Origin of the sequence: Pseudomonas sp. SWRI22, from assembly GCF_014268395.2 — a bacterium.
Classification (GTDB): domain Bacteria; phylum Pseudomonadota; class Gammaproteobacteria; order Pseudomonadales; family Pseudomonadaceae; genus Aquipseudomonas; species Aquipseudomonas paracarnis.
The window spans coordinates 2,277,015-2,293,995 of the sequence record NZ_JABWQK020000001.1 but is presented as its reverse complement, the minus strand read 5'-3'; the positions used below and the strand labels follow the sequence as shown (position 1 = coordinate 2,293,995).

Genomic DNA, 16,981 nt, shown 5'->3' with positions numbered 1-16,981 from the left:
CGTCATTTTCATTCTTTAGACTGCGCCAGCCTCCGCGAGAGGTGGCGCCTTCGCCTTCATTTATAGGGGACTTCGATGTCCGTACGACGCACACGCAAAGACGATGGCAGCCAATGGACAGTTGCGGACAGCCGCAGTGTTTACGGGATTCGCCATTGGGGGGCCGGGTATTTCGCGATCAATGAAGCCGGTCGCGTAGAAGTCCGTCCGAACGGCCCGAACAGCACGCCCGTCGACCTGTACGAGCAAGTCGATGAGTTGCGCAAAAGCGGCCTGTCGTTGCCGCTGTTGGTGCGCTTCCCCGATATCCTGCAAGACCGCGTGCGCCAATTGACCGGTGCCTTCGATGCCAACATCGAGCGCCTGGAATACCAGAGCAAGTACACCGCGCTGTACCCGATCAAGGTGAACCAGCAGGAAGCGGTGATCGAGAACATCATTGCCACCCAGAACGTTTCCATCGGCCTGGAAGCCGGCTCCAAGCCTGAGCTGCTGGCCGTGCTGGCCCTGGCGCCGAAGGGCGGCACCATCGTCTGCAACGGTTACAAAGACCGTGAGTTCATCCGCCTGGCGCTGATGGGCCAGAAGCTCGGCCACAACGTGTTCATCGTGATCGAGAAAGAGTCCGAGGTGGGGCTGGTGATCGAAGAGGCGGCGAGCCTCAAGGTCAAGCCGCAGGTGGGCCTGCGTGTGCGCCTGTCGTCCCTGGCATCGAGCAAGTGGGCGGACACCGGTGGCGAGAAATCCAAATTCGGTCTGTCGGCAGCCCAGTTGCTGTCAGTGGTCGAGCGCTTCCGCGCAGCCGGCCTGGACCAGGGCATCCGCCTGCTGCACTTCCATATGGGCTCGCAGATTGCCAACCTGGCCGACTACCAGCACGGGTTCAAGGAAGCCATTCGTTACTACGGCGAGCTGCGCAACCTCGGCCTGCCGGTGGACCACATCGACGTTGGCGGTGGCCTGGGCGTGGACTACGACGGCACGCACTCGCGCAACGCCAGTTCGATCAACTACGACATGGACGACTACGCCGGCGTGGTAGTGGGCATGCTCAAGGAATTCTGCGACGCGCAGAGCCTGCCGCACCCGAACATCTTCTCCGAAAGCGGCCGCTCCCTGACCGCTCACCACGCCATGCTGGTGGTGCAGGTGACGGACGTCGAGAAGCACAACGACGAAATCCCAACCATCGAAAACAAGGAAAGCCTGCCGGAAACCGTGCAATGGCTGGTGGACCTGCTGGGCCCGACCGACATCGAGATGGTCACCGAAACCTACTGGCGCGCCACCCACTACATGAGCGACGTGGCCACCCAGTACGCCGACGGCAAGCTGACCTTGGCCGAAAAAGCCCTGGCCGAACAGTGCTACTTCGCGGTGTGCCGCCGCCTGCACAACTCGTTGAAAGCCCGCCAGCGCTCGCACCGCCAGGTGTTGGACGAACTCAACGACAAGCTGGCCGACAAGTACATCTGCAACTTCTCTGTATTCCAGAGCTTGCCGGATACGTGGGCCATCGGTCAGGTCTTGCCGATCCTGCCGCTGCACCGCCTCGACGAAGAGCCGCTGCGCCGCGCCGTGCTGCAAGACCTGACCTGCGACTCCGACGGCAAGATCAAGCAATACGTCGACGAGCAGAGCATCGAAACCAGCCTGCCGGTTCACGGCTTGAACGAAGGCGAGGACTACCTGCTGGGTATCTTCCTGGTCGGCGCCTATCAGGAAATCTTGGGCGACATGCACAACCTGTTCGGTGACACCGACTCGGTGAACATCTACCAGCGTGAAGACGGTTCGGTGTACAGCGCCGGGATCGAGACTCACGACACCATCGAAGACATGCTGCGCTATGTGCACTTGTCGCCGGAAGAGTTGATGACGCACTACCGCGACAAGTGCGCGAGCGCGAAGATCTCGGCGTCCGAGCGTACCCAGTTCCTGGATGCGTTGCGTCTTGGGTTGACTCGTTCTTCTTACTTGTCTTCTTGAGTCGTGCGGCCTCACCGGAACTGAGCGAGTGTTCGTTTAGTTCCTGTGAGGCCGGCCGCATTGGCACGACGTTGATCAAGTCACCTTACGAGCAAGCATTGCGTCACTGGGCATTTGCTCTCTGAGTGAGCGTTGAGGGCTATCTGCGTTATTGTGCCCTGACTGTTGAGGCGCGACAGGAGCACCTCTTTTCCATCGATTGTCAGGTCCTTTGATTCGCCTTTGGTGATTCTGTGCTGTTCAGTCCCATGTATCACCACGAGTGTGTACTCACCGGCCATTTGATTCTCCACCCGCAGTGTCCCGGCCGGCTGCGCTGTTGAGTTCGATGGCGCCGTGCAGCCTGCGGTAGTCAGCGTGGCGATTACCCAAAGGGTGACGATGCCTGTTTGTCGTTTGATATTCATAGCGATTTTCCTTGGCGTAAGCAGGGGAGGTTGCCCACCGCTATTCAACGCTTGAAAAATCGGCTTGTAACCTGTCAGAAGTAACAGGTAGGGGCTCGTGTCAGCGGGTATCGCTCAGCCAGCGATTCTGCGTGCTCAGCCACCAGGCAATCGCCCCCAGGATCAAGCTGCGTACCGCCATGAATAGCAAAAAAGTTATCCACAGTCCGTGGTTGCCCAAGCCCTGCAAGGCCCAGGCAATCGGCAGTACCAGCATCACCGTCAGCAACATCCCATCGCGCATTTCCCGCGCCCGCGTTGCACCGATAAACAGCCCATCGAGCAAATAACTCCACACCGCAATCAACGGCAATACCGCGAGGTAGGGCAGGTAGATATCGGCGGTTTCGCGCACGCTGGGGATATCGGTTTGCATGGCGATGAACAGATGGCCGCCGAAGGCGAACAGCAGGGCGAAACCCACGCTGGCGATCAGCGACCAACCACAGGCAACCACCAATGACCGCCGTAACGCTTGCCGGTCACGTGCGCCGATGGCGTGGCCGCACAGAGCCTCGACCGCGTGAGCCAGGCCATCCAGGGCATGTGCCGTCAGTAACAGCCCATTGAGCAGCAAGGCATTGGCTGCAACTGTGGCATCTCCCAGCCTTGCGCCTTGCACCGTGATCATGAAAAACACCGACTGCAACGCCAGGCTGCGGATAAAAATGTCGCGGTTGACCGCCAGCAACGGGCGCCAGCTTTGCCACAATTTCAAGGCGGCCCAAGCGATATGCCCAGGATAGGCGCGCAGGGCTTTTTGCGTAAGCGCCAGGCCGAGCAGGGCGCCGGTCCACTCTGCGATCACCGAGGCTCGGGCGGAGCCGACCACGCCCCAGTCCAGCCCGAGGACGAACCATAGGTTAAGCGCGATGTTGACCAGGTTGGTGGTCAGCAAAATCGCCAATGGCGCTCGTGCATTCTGGGTGCCGAGGAACCAGCCGACCAGTGCATAACTGGCGAGAGCGGCGGGCAGGCCGAACAGGCGGGTGTGGAAAAACTCGCGGGTAAGTTGGTTCAGTTCGGGCGAGGGCTGCATCCATTCCAGGGCCAGATGGCTCAGGGGAATGCCCACGGTACCCAGTAACATCGCCAGCCCCAGCGCCAACAGCAAGCCTTGCAACAGGATTTGCCGCAACGCTGCACCATCGTTACGCCCGGCGGCCTGGGCGGCGAACCCGGTGGAGCCCATGCGCAGGAAACCCATGGCCCAGGCGAGGAAGGTATACAGGCTGGCGCCGACAGCCACGGCACCCAGTTGGTGGGCGTGGGGCAGGTGGCCGATGACCATGCTGTCCACCAGAGCCACCAAGGGCACTGAGATATTCGACAGGATCATCGGCGCGGCCAGGGCCCAGACGCGGCGATGGGTAGGGCGGTGGCGCCAGTCGGTCAGCAGGGCGGTCATGAAGGCTCCTTGGTGGAGCGGCATTGTAACCGTCAACCCGCCACACAGCAGAACCAATGTGGGAGCTGGCTTGCCTGCGATAGCAGTGGGTCAGCCAGTGAAGATATCGGCTGAAAGACCGCTATCGCAGGCAAGCCAGCTCCCACCGTTTGATCTCCAGTGGCTGTGGGATTTGGCTTGGCTTCATGCCCACCTAGAACCAACCGCCCCTCCGTCGGTCAATGTGACCGGCGCCGCAGCAGCTTGGTCGGCGCTGATATATAGTTCACCCCTCGGTTCCCTCTGACTATGAGTGCCCCATGCTTAACAAAGGACTGTTCCTGGCCTGCGCGCTGGCCCTGCTGAGCGCTTGCGATTCTTCCGATAAACCCGCTGCACCGCCTGCGCCCACCGTGGCGGCAGCGCCGAAGCCGGTGAAAGCGGCGGTGGACGTGGCAGCGTTGAAGCAACGCTATGCCGGGCGTGAGCTGAGCGTGGTGGATGTGTCCGAGGTGCAGTTGGATGGGGCCAGCACGCTGTCGGTGAGTTTTTCCATTCCGCTGGACCCCGATCAGAAATTCGCCGACAAGCTGCACCTGGTAGACAGCAAGTCCGGCAAGGTCGATGGCGCCTGGGAACTGTCCGATAACCTGATGGAATTGCGCCTGCGCCACCTTGAACCGCAGCGCAAATTGGTGCTGACCGTGGACGCCGGGGTGAAGGCGGTCAACGGCAACACCCTCGCCGCCGAATACAGCGCCCGCCTGGAAACCCGCGACCTGCAAGCCACCGTCGGCTTCGCCAGCCGTGGCACCCTGTTGCCGACGCGCCTGGCCGAGGGCCTGCCGGTGATCGCGTTGAATGTCGACAAGATCGACGTGGAATTCTTTCGGATCAAACCCGAATCCCTGCCGTCGTTCCTTGCGCAGTGGGGGCGTAATACCAGCCTGCAAAGCTATGAGTCCCGTGAACTGCTGCCAATGGCCGAACTGGTGTACGGCGGGCGTTTCGACCTGAACCCGGCGCGCAATACCCGCGAAACCCTGTTGCTACCGATTGCCGGCCTCAAGCAGTTGCAGCAGCCGGGCGTGTACCTGGCGGTGATGCGCGCTTCGGGCACCTACAACTATTCGCAACCGGCCACCCTGTTCACCTTGAGTGATATCGGCCTGTCGGTGCACCGCTACGCCAATCGCCTGGATGTGTTTACCCAGGCCCTGGAAGGCGGCAAGGCACTCAACGGCGTCGAACTGGAAATCCTCGATGCCGAAGGCCGCGTGCTCGGCCAGGGCAAGACCGAAGACGGTGGCCACGCCGAGTTGCCGCTGCCGAAAAAAGCCCAGGTGTTACTGGCCAAGCAGGGCGAGCAAACCAGCCTGCTGCGCCTGGACAGCGCCGCGCTGGATTTGGCGGAGTTCGATATCGGTGGGCAACCGTCCCACCCGTTGCAGTTCTTTGTGTTCGGCCCGCGTGATTTGTATCGCCCCGGCGAAACCGTGCTGCTCAACGCGCTGTTGCGTGACAAGGATGGCAAGGCGGTGAAGCCTCAGCCGGTGAGCGTCGAAGTGCGGCGCCCGGATGAACAGGTGAGCCGCAAGTTCGTGTGGGAGGCCGACGCGTCGGGCCTGTATCAATACCCGTTGCAGCTGGCTGGCGAGGCGCCGACCGGGCGCTGGCAGTTGGTGTTCGACCTCGGTGACGGCAAGCCGCAACTCTATGAATTTCTCGTCGAAGACTTTCTGCCCGAACGCCTGGCGCTGGAACTCAAGGGCAGTGACACGGCGTTGAGCCCGGCGGATAACCCGGTCATCCAGGTCAACGGTCGTTACCTCTACGGCGCGCCCGCCTCCGGTAACCGCGTCAGTGGCCAGGTGTACGTGCGGCCACTGCGTGAGGCGGTCAAATCCCTGCCGGGCTACCAGTTCGGTTCCGTCACTGAAGAAGAGCTGAGCCAGGATTTCGAACTGGACGAAAGCGTACTCGATGCCAATGGCGAGCAAGCGCTGACCCTGGAAAGCAAGTGGGCCGAGGCCAAGTCGCCGTTGCAACTGATTGTGCAAGCCAGCCTGCAGGAGTCCGGCGGTCGGCCGATCACCCGGCGCCTGGTGCAGCCGATCTGGCCGGCCGAGCAATTGCCGGGCCTGCGTGGCCTGTTTGACGGCAAGGAAACCAACGGCGATGGCCCGGTGGAATTCGAAGTGCTGGTGGCCAACCAGGACGGTCAGAAACTGGCCGCGCAAGACCTCAAGGTGCGCCTGGTGCGTGAGCGCCGCGACTACTACTGGAACTACTCGGAGAATGACGGCTGGAGCTACCACTTCAACGAGAAATTCCTCAACCTCGATGAGCAGAGCCTGAACATCAAGGCGGGCGACACCGCCAAGGTCAGCTTCCAGGTGGAGTGGGGCCCTTACCGCGTGGAGGTCGAAGACCCGCACACCGGGTTGGTCAGCAGCCTGCGTTTCTGGGCCGGCTACCAGGCCCAGGACAACACCGAAGGCGGCGCCGTGCGCCCCGACCAGGTCAAGCTGGCGTTGGACAAGCCCGCCTATGGCGATGGCGACACCGCCAACGTCACCGTCACGCCACCGGCTGCCGGTAAAGGCTACCTGTTGGTGGAGTCTGCCGAAGGCCCGCTGTGGTGGCAGGAGATCGACGTACCGGCCGAAGGCAAAAGCTTTGCGGTGAAGCTCGACCCGAAATGGTCGCGCCACGATCTGTATGTGAGCGCCCTGGTGATTCGTCCCGGCGAGCGCAAAGCCAATATCACGCCTAAACGCGCCGTGGGCTTGCTGCACCTGCCGCTGGATCGCACCCAGCGCAAACTCGGCCTGACCCTCACTGCACCTGAAAAAATGCGCCCCAAACAACCGCTGACGGTAAAGATCGCCGCCAAAAACGCCGATGGCAGTGTGCCTCAAAAGGTGCACGTACTGCTTGCGGCAGTGGACGTGGGCATCCTCAATATCACCGAATTTCCAACGCCCGATCCGTACGCCAGCCTGTTTGGCCGCAAAGCCTATGGCGTCGACCAATTCGACATCTACGGCCAGTTGATTGAAGCCGGCCAAGGGCGCCTGGCCAGTCTGGCATTTGGTGGCGACGCGGCGTTGGCCAAAGGCGGCAAACGCCCGGACACCAGCGTAACCATCGTCGCCCTGCAAAGCGCCCCGGTGACGCTGAACGACAAAGGCGAGGGCGAAGTCAGCGTCAATATCCCCGACTTCAACGGCGAACTGCGCCTGATGGCCCAAGCCTGGAGCGATGATCGCTACGGTATGGCGGAAGGCAAGACGGTGATTGCCGCCCCGCTGATTGCCGAGTTGTCGGCGCCGCGCTTCCTGGCAGGAGGCGACCAGACCACCCTGGCCCTGGACCTCTCAAACCTGTCGGGCAAGGCGCAGAAACTCGATGTGCAATTAACGACGCAAGGGCCGTTGGAACTGGTCAACAGCGACGCGCAATCGGTTGAACTCAAGCAAGGCCAGCGCACCACCCTGCGTATTCCGGTACAAGCCTGGGGCGGTTTCGGTCAGGGCAAGGTCAAGGTTACGGTCAATGGCCTGGACCTGCCGGGGGAAAACCTGCCTCCATTCAGCCGCGAATGGACCTTAGGCGTGCGCCCGGCGTACCCGGCCTTGCTCAAGCATTACCGCGCCGTGATCAAGGATCAGCCGTGGAGCTTACCGGCGGGCGCACTGGATCAGTTCGATGCCTCGGGGCGTGAGGCGCTGTTGAGCCTGTCGAGCGGGCCGCCGTTGAACCTGGGCGCGCAGATCAGTGCGCTCAAGGCGTACCCCTATGGTTGCCTAGAGCAAACCGCCAGTGGCTTGTACCCGTCGCTGTACGCCGACGACGCGCTGCTCAAGCGCCTGAGCATCAAGGGCGAGCCGGATGCCGAGCGCAAGCGCAAGATCGAGTTGGGCATCGAGCGCCTGCTGGGGATGCAGCGCTACAACGGCAGCTTCGGTTTGTGGGGCGCTGATGGCGAGGAAGAATATTGGCTGACTGCGTATGTCACCGACTTCCTGCTGCGCGCCCGCGACCAGGGTTTTGCAGTACCGCCTGAAGCCTTGAAGAAGGCCAGCGAGCGCCTGCTGCGGTATGTGCAGGAACGTAACCTGATCGAGGTGGATTACAGCGACAACGCCGAGCACACGCGTTTCGCCGTACAGGCCTACGCCGGTATGGTGCTGGCGCGCAGTCAGCAGGCGCCGTTGGGTGCGTTGCGCAGTCTGTTCGAACGGCGCAGCGACGCACGCTCCGGCTTGCCGTTGGTGCAGTTGGCCATCGCCCTGCAGAAAATGGGCGACCAGCCGCGTGCCGATCAAGCCTTGCTCGCCGGTTTGGCGGCGCAGCGCAGTGCCAAGGAGTGGCTGGCCGACTACGGCAGCCCGTTGCGCGATCAGGCGATGATTCTGGCGTTGCTGGAGGAAAATGACTTGGCCAAGGGCAAGCGTGAAGAGCGCCTGTTTACCTTGTCGGACCAGTTGGCGGCCAGCCCCTATCTGTCGACCCAGGAGCGCAACTCGTTGTTCCTGGCCGGGCGGCTGGGTTTCGCGCAGCCCGAATCGGCGTGGAAGGTGCTGTTGGATGGCAGCGACGGGGAGCATGAGCTGAACAACCAACAGTCGACGCTCAACCTGGAAGGCAAGCTGCTTTCCGGCAATTTGAGCCTGACCAATCAAAGCGATGTGCCGGTCTACCAGCAACTGACAATCTCGGGTTACCCACAAGTGCCGCCTGCCCCGGGTGGCGAGAACCTGAGTATTCGCCGCGAATACCTGGGCATGAATGGCCAGCCGTTGAATTTGCGCAGCCTCAACAGCGGCGACCTGGTGCTGGTGCACCTGGCCGTCAGTGCCAAGCAACGCGTGCCGGATGCCCTGGTGGTGGACTTGCTGCCCGCCGGCCTGGAACTGGAAAACCAGAACCTGGCACAAAGCGCAGCGAGCCTGGAGAACGCCAGTAGCCAGGTCAAGGAGTGGCGCGAGTCGATGCAGAACGCATCGCTCAAGCATCAGGAGTTCCGGGACGACCGCTATGTGGCGGCGATGAATCTGGATGGCTATGGCACCACGCACTTGTTGTACCTGGCACGGGCGGTGACACCGGGAACCTACCGCGTGCCGCCGCCGCAGGTAGAGTCGATGTATCGGCCGAACTGGCAGGCGGTGGGCGAGACGCCGGTGGATATGGTGATCAAGGGCCGCTGAAAGACACTGTAGGAGCGAGCTTGCTCGCGAAAAAACGTCAACGATAACGCGTGCTTCCTGAATCAACGCGGCGTCTGTGAGTTTTTCGCGAGCAAGCTCGCTCCTACAGGAGAGGATCGAAATATCAGTGTACGACCCAGCTCAGCAACCAAAGCCCCAGCATCAGCCAGATGATCCCCACGATAATCGAGGCCCGCATAAAGGCGCGTACCGCCGAGTACAGGAAGAGCAACCCGACGATCAGAGTGATGATGCTGATGATCGAGGTGTCCATGCCCAAGGTGCGTGACAGGCCGTCGATAAAGTTGCCGCCGGCGTGGGTCAAGGCCCCGAACAAACCGCTGAGCCCGTCGACGATAAAACGGATGACGGAACCGAGCGCCTGGCCCAACCATTCGAAAAAGCTTTCTACCTGCATGTGCGTGTCCTGATGAGAAGGTGGGCGTAACTGTGCCTTTGGTTGTCGATAACGCAGGCGAGTTCCCTGCAAGCATAGAGGTTTGCCCGTTTGAGTTTTAGTTTAATCACCTGCGGATGTACGCGGCCCAATGTGGGAGCGGGCTTGCTCGCGAAGGCGGCGTGCCTGTGACATCTCTGCCAACAGACCCACCGCTTTCGCGAGCAAGCCCGCTCCCACAGTTATTGCGCTGGGCTTTGGGTTGTGTGGTGTTGGTGGTTGCCCTGCTATGGCTGGCCGATCGTATCTGGCCCTTGCCCCTGCCCCAGGATGACCTGGCCCGGGTAGTGCTGGCCGAAGATGGCACACCACTGTGGCGATTTGCCGATGCCAATGGCGTATGGCGCTACCCGGTACACACCAGCGAAGTATCGCCTTATTACCTCGACGCGTTGCTCACCTATGAAGACCGTTGGTTCTACCAGCACCCCGGCGTAAACCCGTTGGCGCTGGTGCGTGCGACCTGGCAAAACCTGAGCGGCGCGCGGGTGGTCTCCGGTGGCAGCACCTTGTCGATGCAAGTGGCGCGCCTGCTCGACCCACACTCACGCACCCTGCACGGCAAGTTACGCCAGCTGTGGCGTACCGCGCAGTTGGAGTGGCACCTGTCCAAGGACGAAATCCTCAACCTGTACCTGAATCGCGCGCCCTTCGGCGGTACGCTGCAGGGCGTGGCGGCAGCGAGTTGGGCCTACCTGGGCAAGTCGCCATCACAACTGACTCACGCCGAAGCCGCGTTGCTCGCGGTATTGCCCCAGGCGCCGAGCCGTTTGCGCCCGGACCGTCATCCGCAGCGCGCCCAGCAGGCCCGGGACAAAGTGCTGCGCCGCCTGGCCGAGTTTCAGGTATGGCCGCAATCGGCGGTGGATGAAGCCTTGGAAGAACCCCTGTTGCTCGCCCCACGCCTGGAACCGAGCCTGGCGCCCTTGCTCGCACGTCGCCTGAATCGCCCCGACAGCCCGCCACTGATTCGCACCACGCTGGATGCCACCTTGCAACGCCGTCTCGAAGACCTGCTGTTGGGCTGGCGCGCACGCCTGCCGGAGCACACCTCGGCGGCCATCCTGGTGGTGGAAGAAGAAAGCATGGCGGTGCGCGCCTACCTGGGGTCGGTGGATATCAATGACACCAAACGCTTTGGCCATGTGGACATGATCAGCGCGCTGCGTTCGCCCGGTTCCACCTTGAAGCCTTTTCTCTACGGGATGGCGTTGGATGACGGTCTGATTCACTCCGAATCGCTGTTGCAGGACGTGCCTCGGCGCTATGGCGATTACCGTCCAGGCAACTTTTCCATGGGTTTTACTGGCGCGGTGCCGGCGAGCACCGCGTTGTCCAGTTCGTTGAACCTGCCTGCGGTGCAACTGCTGGAAGCCTACGGGCCCAAGCGCTTTGCCGCACAGATGCGCATCGGTGGCATGCCCTTGGCGTTGCCGGCATTGGCCGAGCCGAACCTGGCGCTGATCCTCGGCGGTGCGGGCAGTCGTCTGGAAGAACTGGTGAGTGGCTACAGCGCCCTGGCCCGTGATGGCAAGAGCGCCAGCCTGCGGTTACAGCCGGACGATACGCTCAGGGAGCGGCCGTTGCTGTCGCCCGGCGCCGCATGGATTGTGCGGCGCATCCTCAGCGGCCAGGCGCGGCCCGACCGTGACCCGCGTGCCGAGCTGGTCCAACGGCCGGTGCTGGCATGGAAAACCGGCACCAGTTATGGCTTTCGCGATGCCTGGGCGATTGGCGTGGGCCCGCGTTACCTGATTGGCGTATGGATCGGCCGGCCCGATGGCACGCCGGTACCGGGGCAATTCGGCCTGGCGTCGGCAGCACCGTTGATGTTGCAGGTGCATGACGTGCTGACCAACCGCGACAGCCAGCGCGGCATCAGTGCGCCAGTCAAACCGGTGCCTGCCAATATCGGCGTGGCAGCGATTTGTTGGCCGCTGGGCCAGCCCATGAGCCGCAGCGACCCCAATTGCCGCCGCCAGCGTTTTGCCTGGACCCTGGACAACACCACGCCGCCGACCTTGCAGGCATTGGATCAACCCTTGAGCGTGGGCTTGATGGAAAGCATCTGGGTTAACCCCAAGGGTTTGAGGGTCGATGCCCATTGCCCTGGCGCAACCCCCAAAAACATCGCGCTGTGGCCGGCGCCGCTGGAGCCCTGGTTGCCAAGGATTGAACGCCGGGAAGCGCGCATTCCTGCGCCTGACCCGGATTGCCCTCCGCCGGCGCTGGCCGCTTCATCGCCGTTGTCCATCGTGGGCGTACGCGAAGGCGACCAACTGCGCCTGCCCGCTGCCAGTCAACAAGCCTTGCGCCTGAACATCTCCGCCCTGGGCGGCAGTGGCCGGCGTTGGTGGTTTCTCAACGGTGCGCCGTTGGGCGACAGCGCGAACCAGGACAGCATCAATGCCAGTTTTGAACGGCTGGGCCGCTATCAGCTCAGCGTATTGGATGAAGCCGGCCAAACCGCCAGGCTCGAGTTCAGCGTTGTCGACTGATCGTTCCCACGCTCTGCTGATCGCTCCCACGCTCTGCTGATCGTTCCCACGCTCTGCGTGGGAACGCCGCCTGGGACGCTCCGCGTCCCGTCATCCGCGCAGGCGACGCGGAGCGTCACTGGAAGCATTCCCACGCTGAGCGTGGGAATGATCGGGTAAGCTATACCCATTCAGGAGCCCCCGCATGAACCTCGAACACCTCACCGAACGCCTGCACCGCATCCGCGATACCAACGACTGGAAGCAGTTCCACAGCCCGAAAAACCTGGCCATGGCTGCCAGTGTGGAAATGGCCGAGCTGGTGGAAATCTTCCAATGGCTCACCGAAGACCAATCCCGCCAACTGCCCGCCGATAAACTTGCCCATGCGGGCCAGGAGGTCGGCGATATTGTCCTGTACCTGCTGTTGCTGTGCAGTGAGTTGGGGCTGGATATGAACGAAGTGGTGCGCGCCAAGCTGGCTGATAGCGAACGGCGGTTTGCCCATGAGTGATCGTCATTTCGACCAGTTGGCCACGCGCTTTGCCGAAAAAATCTACGGCGGTGCCAAGGGCGCGATTCGCCTGGCGGTGCTCCAGGCCGACCTGGTGCAAGCCTTGCCGCAGCGGCCGTTGCGCGTATTGGATATCGGCGCAGGCCTGGGGCACATGTCGCTGTGGCTGGCCGAGCAGGGCCACGAGGTAACCTTGGCCGAACCCGCGGCGCCGATGCTTGAAGGTGCGCGCCAGCGCTTCGCCGACGCGGGCCAAAGCGCGACCTTTATTCATGCACCGTGGCAGGACTTGCTCGGCCAACTCACCGAGCCTTACGATCTGGTGCTGTGTCATGCCGTGCTGGAGTGGTTGGCCGAGCCCCACGCCATCCTGCCGGTACTGCACCAACTGACGCTGCCGGGTGGCTGGTTGTCCCTGGCATTCTACAACCGTGATGCGTTGATCTACCGCAATCTGCTCAAAGGCCACTTCCGCAAAATGCGCAAGAACGACATGGCCGGCGAAAAGCAGAGCCTGACGCCGCAACAACCCCTGGACCCACGGGAGTTGGCGGCGCAACTCGAAGGGCTGTGGCAGGTCGAAAGCCAAAGTGGCGTGCGGGTGTTCCACGACTATATGCCGGTGGAATTCCAGGCTCGCGCCAACCTGCAGGACTTGTTGGAGATGGAGCTCGCTCACCGTCGTCACCCAAGCTTTGCCGGGCTTGGGCGATATTTGCACTGGATCTGCCGCCCGGTTTAAGCGGCCCAGCGTGGGAGGTCGACATGCGTCGTCTCGGTTTAATCCTGTTGTCTCTAGGCCTTGGGGCCTGCTCGAGCCCCAATCCTTACGTGGCCAGTTCGGCACCGATGCCGCCGGCGCCCGCCCAGGCGGCCACTACCTTTGATGCCAGCGCCTACCCCGCGCCGGTGCGCGACTATGGTGCCTACCGCAGCTGGGGTTGGCTCAACGGTCAGTTGCCGGCGGGCACGGCCTGGGCCGATTCGGCGCAGATTGCCGAGGCGGTCAGCGGCGCCCTCGATCAGCGCGGCTTGCGCCCCTTGCATGACAAGCGTGCGCCCGACCTGCTTGTGAGCGCCGATGTACGCCTGGAAAAACGCCTGCGCCAGGTCCAGGACGATTATGGTTACGGCTACGGCGGCTATAACCGCTATGGCAACGGTTACGGCATGTACAACAGCGTGCCCGTGGTGCGCACCTATGAAGTGACAGTGGCCGTGGCGCGTATCAGCCTGTTCGATGCGCGCACCCGCCAGCCGGTGTGGAGCACCAGCGCCGAAACCACCAGCCAGGGCAGCCTGAGCGAACGCGCCGATAGCTTGCGCAAGGCGATGCAGAAGGCAATGGCTGCCTATCCGCCCAGTTAGCAGCTATTCTCATTACATGCCCACGTTGTTTTTGGAGAACACCATGCTTCGTCGCATCGCTGCGCTTGCTGTTGTCATGTTGCTGGGCGGTTGCCAGAGCAACCAGGTCAACCACGATTTCGACGCCAGCCGAGACTTCGGCGCCTACCGTAATTGGGCCTGGAAAGACCCAGCGTTGCAGTACCGTCCCGATGACCCGAGGATCAAGAGCGACCTCACCGAGCAACGCATCCGCCAGGCCGTGGGCGAACAGCTGGATCAGCGCGGTTTGCGTCCTGCGGCGGCGGGTACCAAGGCTGACCTGAATGTACAGGCCTACCTGATCGTCGAAGACCGCCAGCAGCAAGTCACCACCAACTATGGCGGTGCCTGGGGCGGCCCGTGGAATGGTTACTGGGGCGCGCCGATGTACAACGAAACGCGCAACATTACCTACAAAGTGGCGACCATCCAGATCGACCTGCTCGACGGCAAGGACGGCAAGCTGGTGTGGCGCGGCAGCGACGAACAGATGATGGCCAGCACGCCGAACCCCGAGGAACGCAACAAAGCCATCCGCAGCACCGTGACCAAGATCCTTTCCAACTACCCGCCGCGCTGATCGCTCACTGTAGGAGCGAGCTTGCTCGCGAAAAACGTCAACGATAACGCGTACTTCCTGAATCAACGCGGCGTCTGTAGGTTTTTCGCGAGCAAGCTCGCTCCTACAGTATCAGGGCGTATCAGGGCATCTCCGCCAGTCGCCAATGTGGCGAGTTGCCAGCAACCTGCCGAAGCCTTGTCTACACTCCAGTGCAACGGAGAGTTAGCGCAGGAGTGCTTCGATGTCTCCCCGATTCGGCTCCAGACAGCGTGGTGCAATTGGCTTGATGGCGGCAGGCACTTTGGCCTTGGCCTTGGTGTTTACGTTGCTGGCGGTCGACAGCGGGCGCTTGTATTTGGAAAAGCGCAAGCTGCAATCCGTCGCCGATACCTCGGCGTTGGAGGCAGCCAGTCTCGGTGGCCAATGCGGTACCAACACCACCGCAAACGCCTATGCCACGCAAAATGCGGCGCGCAACGGTTTTGTGGTCGGTAATGGCAGCACCCTGGCGGTGACATGCGGCACCCTGGCGACCAATGCTCTGAACACCCGTGTGTTTACCGCTGATGCCACCAAGAGCGACGCTATCCGCGTGGTGGCTTCCCGCACTGTGATGACCAGCGTTGCCAATGGGCTGTGGAACCTGTTCAGTGGTGCGCCGATTACCCCGCAAATCAACTTGAGCGCCACCGCCGTCGCGGCGACACCACCGCCCGTGGCGCAGCTGTCGATCCGCAGCAGCCTGGCCAGCGTCGATTCAGGCAAATCCCCGCTGCTCAACCTGGTCATCGGCAACCTGCTCGGCGGCAACCTTTCGCTCACGGCGGCGGGTTGGAACGGCTTGCTGCAGACCAACGTCAACCTGCTCAGTTATTTGGACCAACTGGCGATTAACCTGAACGTGAAGGCCGGTGACTACGATGCCTTGCTCAGTACCGCAGTCTCGGCTACTCAACTGATCGACGCTGCTGTGAAGGTTTTGCAGAAAAACGGTGCGGCGGTCACAGCGGTCGTCAATGACGTGATTTCGATTCAAGCCATTGCGCCCAACAGCAAGCTGTTGACCGTGGGTGACCTGATCGACATCGCCACCGGCACGCCGACGGCGGCGCTGAATAGCAACGTGCAATTGTTTCAACTGTTGGAAGCGGTGGCGCAGTTGTCCAGCAGCAAGAATGCGGTGAGTGCGGCGGCGCAGGTCGCGATTCCGCTGGTGGGCAATGTGTCGATCCAGACCAAGGTCATCGAACCGCCGCAGCTGTCGGCCATTGGCAATCCTGTGTTGGCCAAGAAGGGCTTGCAGAATACCCCGCCGACCGATCAGATTTTTGTACGCACCGCGCAAGTGCGCACGTTGGTGACCGTGCAGGCGCCGATCATCAAGGCGGTCTCTGGCGTGGCGTCCATATTGACGGGCCTGGGCACGCCGGTGTCCCAGGTGGTCAAGGGCTTGTTGAACCTCAACCTGCCGGCGGTGGTTGGCGGTGTGTTGTGCCTGGTGGCCTGTAATGTGGCTGACGTCGATGTCACCACATCGCTGGCCATTTACATCGAAGCCGGCAGTGCGCAAACCAATGTCACGGATTTCAATTGCGACTCGCCGGCCTCCAAATCCTTGACGGTGAAAACCACTACGTCCCTGGCGACCCTGGCGGTCGGTACGGTGGATCCGGTGGCGGCTTTTTCTTCCTCCGCAGCAGTCGATGTGCAGCCGGTCAGGCTGATCGATTTTGGCCAGCGCTACTGTGTGGTCCTGACGCTGCTGTGCAGCCCCAACCGTACACCCAATGTGGGGGGTGGTTTGCTGTTGAAAGCCAACTCCACCATTGCTGCGCAAACCAGCACGATGGTGTTTGCCCCGGTGGCCGAGATGAATGCGCCGCCCACCTACAAGTTCGCGCCGGGCACCGCCAATATCGTCGGCAGCCTGGCGGCGACCCTTAATGGCTTGCAGGTAACTTATGCACCGCCCAGCGGCAGTGTCTCCAGTGGCGCGTTGGCTGGGGTTGCCGGGCTGTTGGCGACCATTACCACGGCGGTGGTGGGGCTGATCCAGAATGTGCTGTCACCGATTCTCGACCCTGTCGTCAACACCTTGCTCAGCGCCTTGGGCATCAACCTGGGCAATGCCGAAGTCGGTGCCAACCTCACCTGTCATATGGGCAGGGCTTACCTGGTGATTTAGCTGACTCCCCGAGTTCCAAATGTGGGAGCTGGCTTGCCTGCGATGGCGGCCTGCCAGCCGACGCCTATCTACCTGACCCCCCGCGATCCAACTGTGGGAGCGGGCTTGCTCGCGAAGGCGGCCTGGCAGTCAACACAGTTGGAACGTGTACATATCCATTCCTGCGGTAACGGCCACTTAGGGTTCCGCTTTTACAGCGGCTCACTTTTGAAAAGAGCCCAAAAGTAAGCAAAAGGCTCTTGCCCCACCACTCGGCACCTCGCCTAGGCTCGGTGTGCCCGCAATCCGCCAGTGATTTGGGGGGCCGCCGCCACGCGCCATCCATGGCGCGGGGCGGCTAAACCGGCATCCCTGCCGGT

At 62.0% G+C, this 16,981-nt stretch carries 11 protein-coding genes; 8 read left to right on the top strand and 3 right to left on the bottom strand.

Going from position 1 to position 16,981, the window contains the following annotated elements:
- Positions 1 to 75: 75 nt before the first annotated feature.
- The gene (gene speA / locus HU730_RS10185) at positions 76 to 1,989 is read left to right on the top strand and encodes an arginine decarboxylase (protein ID WP_034126423.1); all 1,914 of its coding nucleotides are present in this window, start codon (positions 76 to 78) and stop codon (positions 1,987 to 1,989) included.
- A gap of 80 nt (positions 1,990 to 2,069) precedes the next feature.
- Here the strand turns inward: speA and HU730_RS10180 are convergent, their stop codons facing one another.
- Complete coding sequence (locus tag HU730_RS10180) at positions 2,070 to 2,396, bottom strand: hypothetical protein (RefSeq protein ID WP_034126424.1); 327 nt, start codon at positions 2,394 to 2,396, stop codon at positions 2,070 to 2,072.
- Between the two features lie 100 nt (positions 2,397 to 2,496).
- Positions 2,497 to 3,843, bottom strand: a complete 1,347-nt coding sequence (locus HU730_RS10175; RefSeq protein ID WP_186527434.1) for an MATE family efflux transporter — start codon at positions 3,841 to 3,843, stop codon at positions 2,497 to 2,499.
- A 299-nt stretch (positions 3,844 to 4,142) separates the two neighbouring features.
- Between HU730_RS10175 and HU730_RS10170 the strand changes: the two genes are divergently transcribed.
- Positions 4,143 to 9,038 (top strand): alpha-2-macroglobulin, encoded by a 4,896-nt coding sequence (locus HU730_RS10170; protein ID WP_034126426.1) that lies wholly within the window; start codon positions 4,143 to 4,145, stop codon positions 9,036 to 9,038.
- Between the two features lie 124 nt (positions 9,039 to 9,162).
- On the opposite strand, the gene HU730_RS10165 is transcribed toward HU730_RS10170, so the two are convergent.
- The gene (locus HU730_RS10165; protein ID WP_003188208.1) at positions 9,163 to 9,456 is read right to left on the bottom strand and encodes a hypothetical protein; all 294 of its coding nucleotides are present in this window, start codon (positions 9,454 to 9,456) and stop codon (positions 9,163 to 9,165) included.
- 224 nt (positions 9,457 to 9,680) lie between these two features.
- Here HU730_RS10165 and pbpC point away from each other — a divergent pair, with 224 nt between their 5' ends.
- The 6 genes from pbpC to HU730_RS10135 all read left to right on the top strand — a co-directional run bounded on the left by pbpC (position 9,681) and on the right by HU730_RS10135 (position 16,622).
- Positions 9,681 to 11,993, top strand: coding sequence for a peptidoglycan glycosyltransferase PbpC (pbpC, locus tag HU730_RS10160; RefSeq protein WP_186527444.1), 2,313 nt, complete (start codon positions 9,681 to 9,683; stop codon positions 11,991 to 11,993).
- 184 nt (positions 11,994 to 12,177) lie between these two features.
- Positions 12,178 to 12,486: a MazG-like family protein gene (locus HU730_RS10155; RefSeq protein ID WP_003188211.1), complete on the top strand. Its 309-nt coding sequence runs from the start codon at positions 12,178 to 12,180 to the stop codon at positions 12,484 to 12,486.
- Complete coding sequence (locus HU730_RS10150) at positions 12,479 to 13,228, top strand: methyltransferase (RefSeq protein ID WP_047712475.1); 750 nt, start codon at positions 12,479 to 12,481, stop codon at positions 13,226 to 13,228. The genes HU730_RS10155 and HU730_RS10150 overlap by 8 nt, the downstream gene beginning before the upstream one ends.
- A 23-nt stretch (positions 13,229 to 13,251) precedes the next feature.
- The gene (locus tag HU730_RS10145) at positions 13,252 to 13,854 is read left to right on the top strand and encodes a DUF4136 domain-containing protein (protein ID WP_003188213.1); all 603 of its coding nucleotides are present in this window, start codon (positions 13,252 to 13,254) and stop codon (positions 13,852 to 13,854) included.
- A gap of 43 nt (positions 13,855 to 13,897) precedes the next feature.
- Positions 13,898 to 14,455 carry a DUF4136 domain-containing protein gene (locus HU730_RS10140; RefSeq protein WP_034126431.1) on the top strand — a complete coding sequence of 186 codons (558 nt, stop codon included), beginning with the start codon at positions 13,898 to 13,900 and terminating at the stop codon, positions 14,453 to 14,455.
- A gap of 223 nt (positions 14,456 to 14,678) precedes the next feature.
- On the top strand, positions 14,679 to 16,622 hold the full coding sequence (locus HU730_RS10135; protein ID WP_186527435.1) for a pilus assembly protein TadG-related protein: 1,944 nt from the start codon (positions 14,679 to 14,681) through the stop codon (positions 16,620 to 16,622).
- The last annotated feature ends 359 nt before the right edge of the window (positions 16,623 to 16,981 follow it).

Excerpts from the sequence above, each read along its gene's own strand:
- speA (WP_034126423.1), top strand. The coding sequence starts at position 76 with ATGTCCGTACGACGCACACGCAAAGACGATGGCAGCCAATGGACAGTT.
- HU730_RS10180 (WP_034126424.1), bottom strand. The coding sequence starts at position 2,396 with ATGAATATCAAACGACAAACAGGCATCGTCACCCTTTGGGTAATCGCC.
- HU730_RS10175 (WP_186527434.1), bottom strand. The coding sequence starts at position 3,843 with ATGACCGCCCTGCTGACCGACTGGCGCCACCGCCCTACCCATCGCCGC.
- HU730_RS10170 (WP_034126426.1), top strand. The coding sequence starts at position 4,143 with ATGCTTAACAAAGGACTGTTCCTGGCCTGCGCGCTGGCCCTGCTGAGC.
- HU730_RS10165 (WP_003188208.1), bottom strand. The coding sequence starts at position 9,456 with ATGCAGGTAGAAAGCTTTTTCGAATGGTTGGGCCAGGCGCTCGGTTCC.
- HU730_RS10155 (WP_003188211.1), top strand. The coding sequence starts at position 12,178 with ATGAACCTCGAACACCTCACCGAACGCCTGCACCGCATCCGCGATACC.
- HU730_RS10150 (WP_047712475.1), top strand. The coding sequence starts at position 12,479 with ATGAGTGATCGTCATTTCGACCAGTTGGCCACGCGCTTTGCCGAAAAA.
- HU730_RS10145 (WP_003188213.1), top strand. The coding sequence starts at position 13,252 with ATGCGTCGTCTCGGTTTAATCCTGTTGTCTCTAGGCCTTGGGGCCTGC.
- HU730_RS10140 (WP_034126431.1), top strand. The coding sequence starts at position 13,898 with ATGCTTCGTCGCATCGCTGCGCTTGCTGTTGTCATGTTGCTGGGCGGT.
- HU730_RS10135 (WP_186527435.1), top strand. The coding sequence starts at position 14,679 with ATGTCTCCCCGATTCGGCTCCAGACAGCGTGGTGCAATTGGCTTGATG.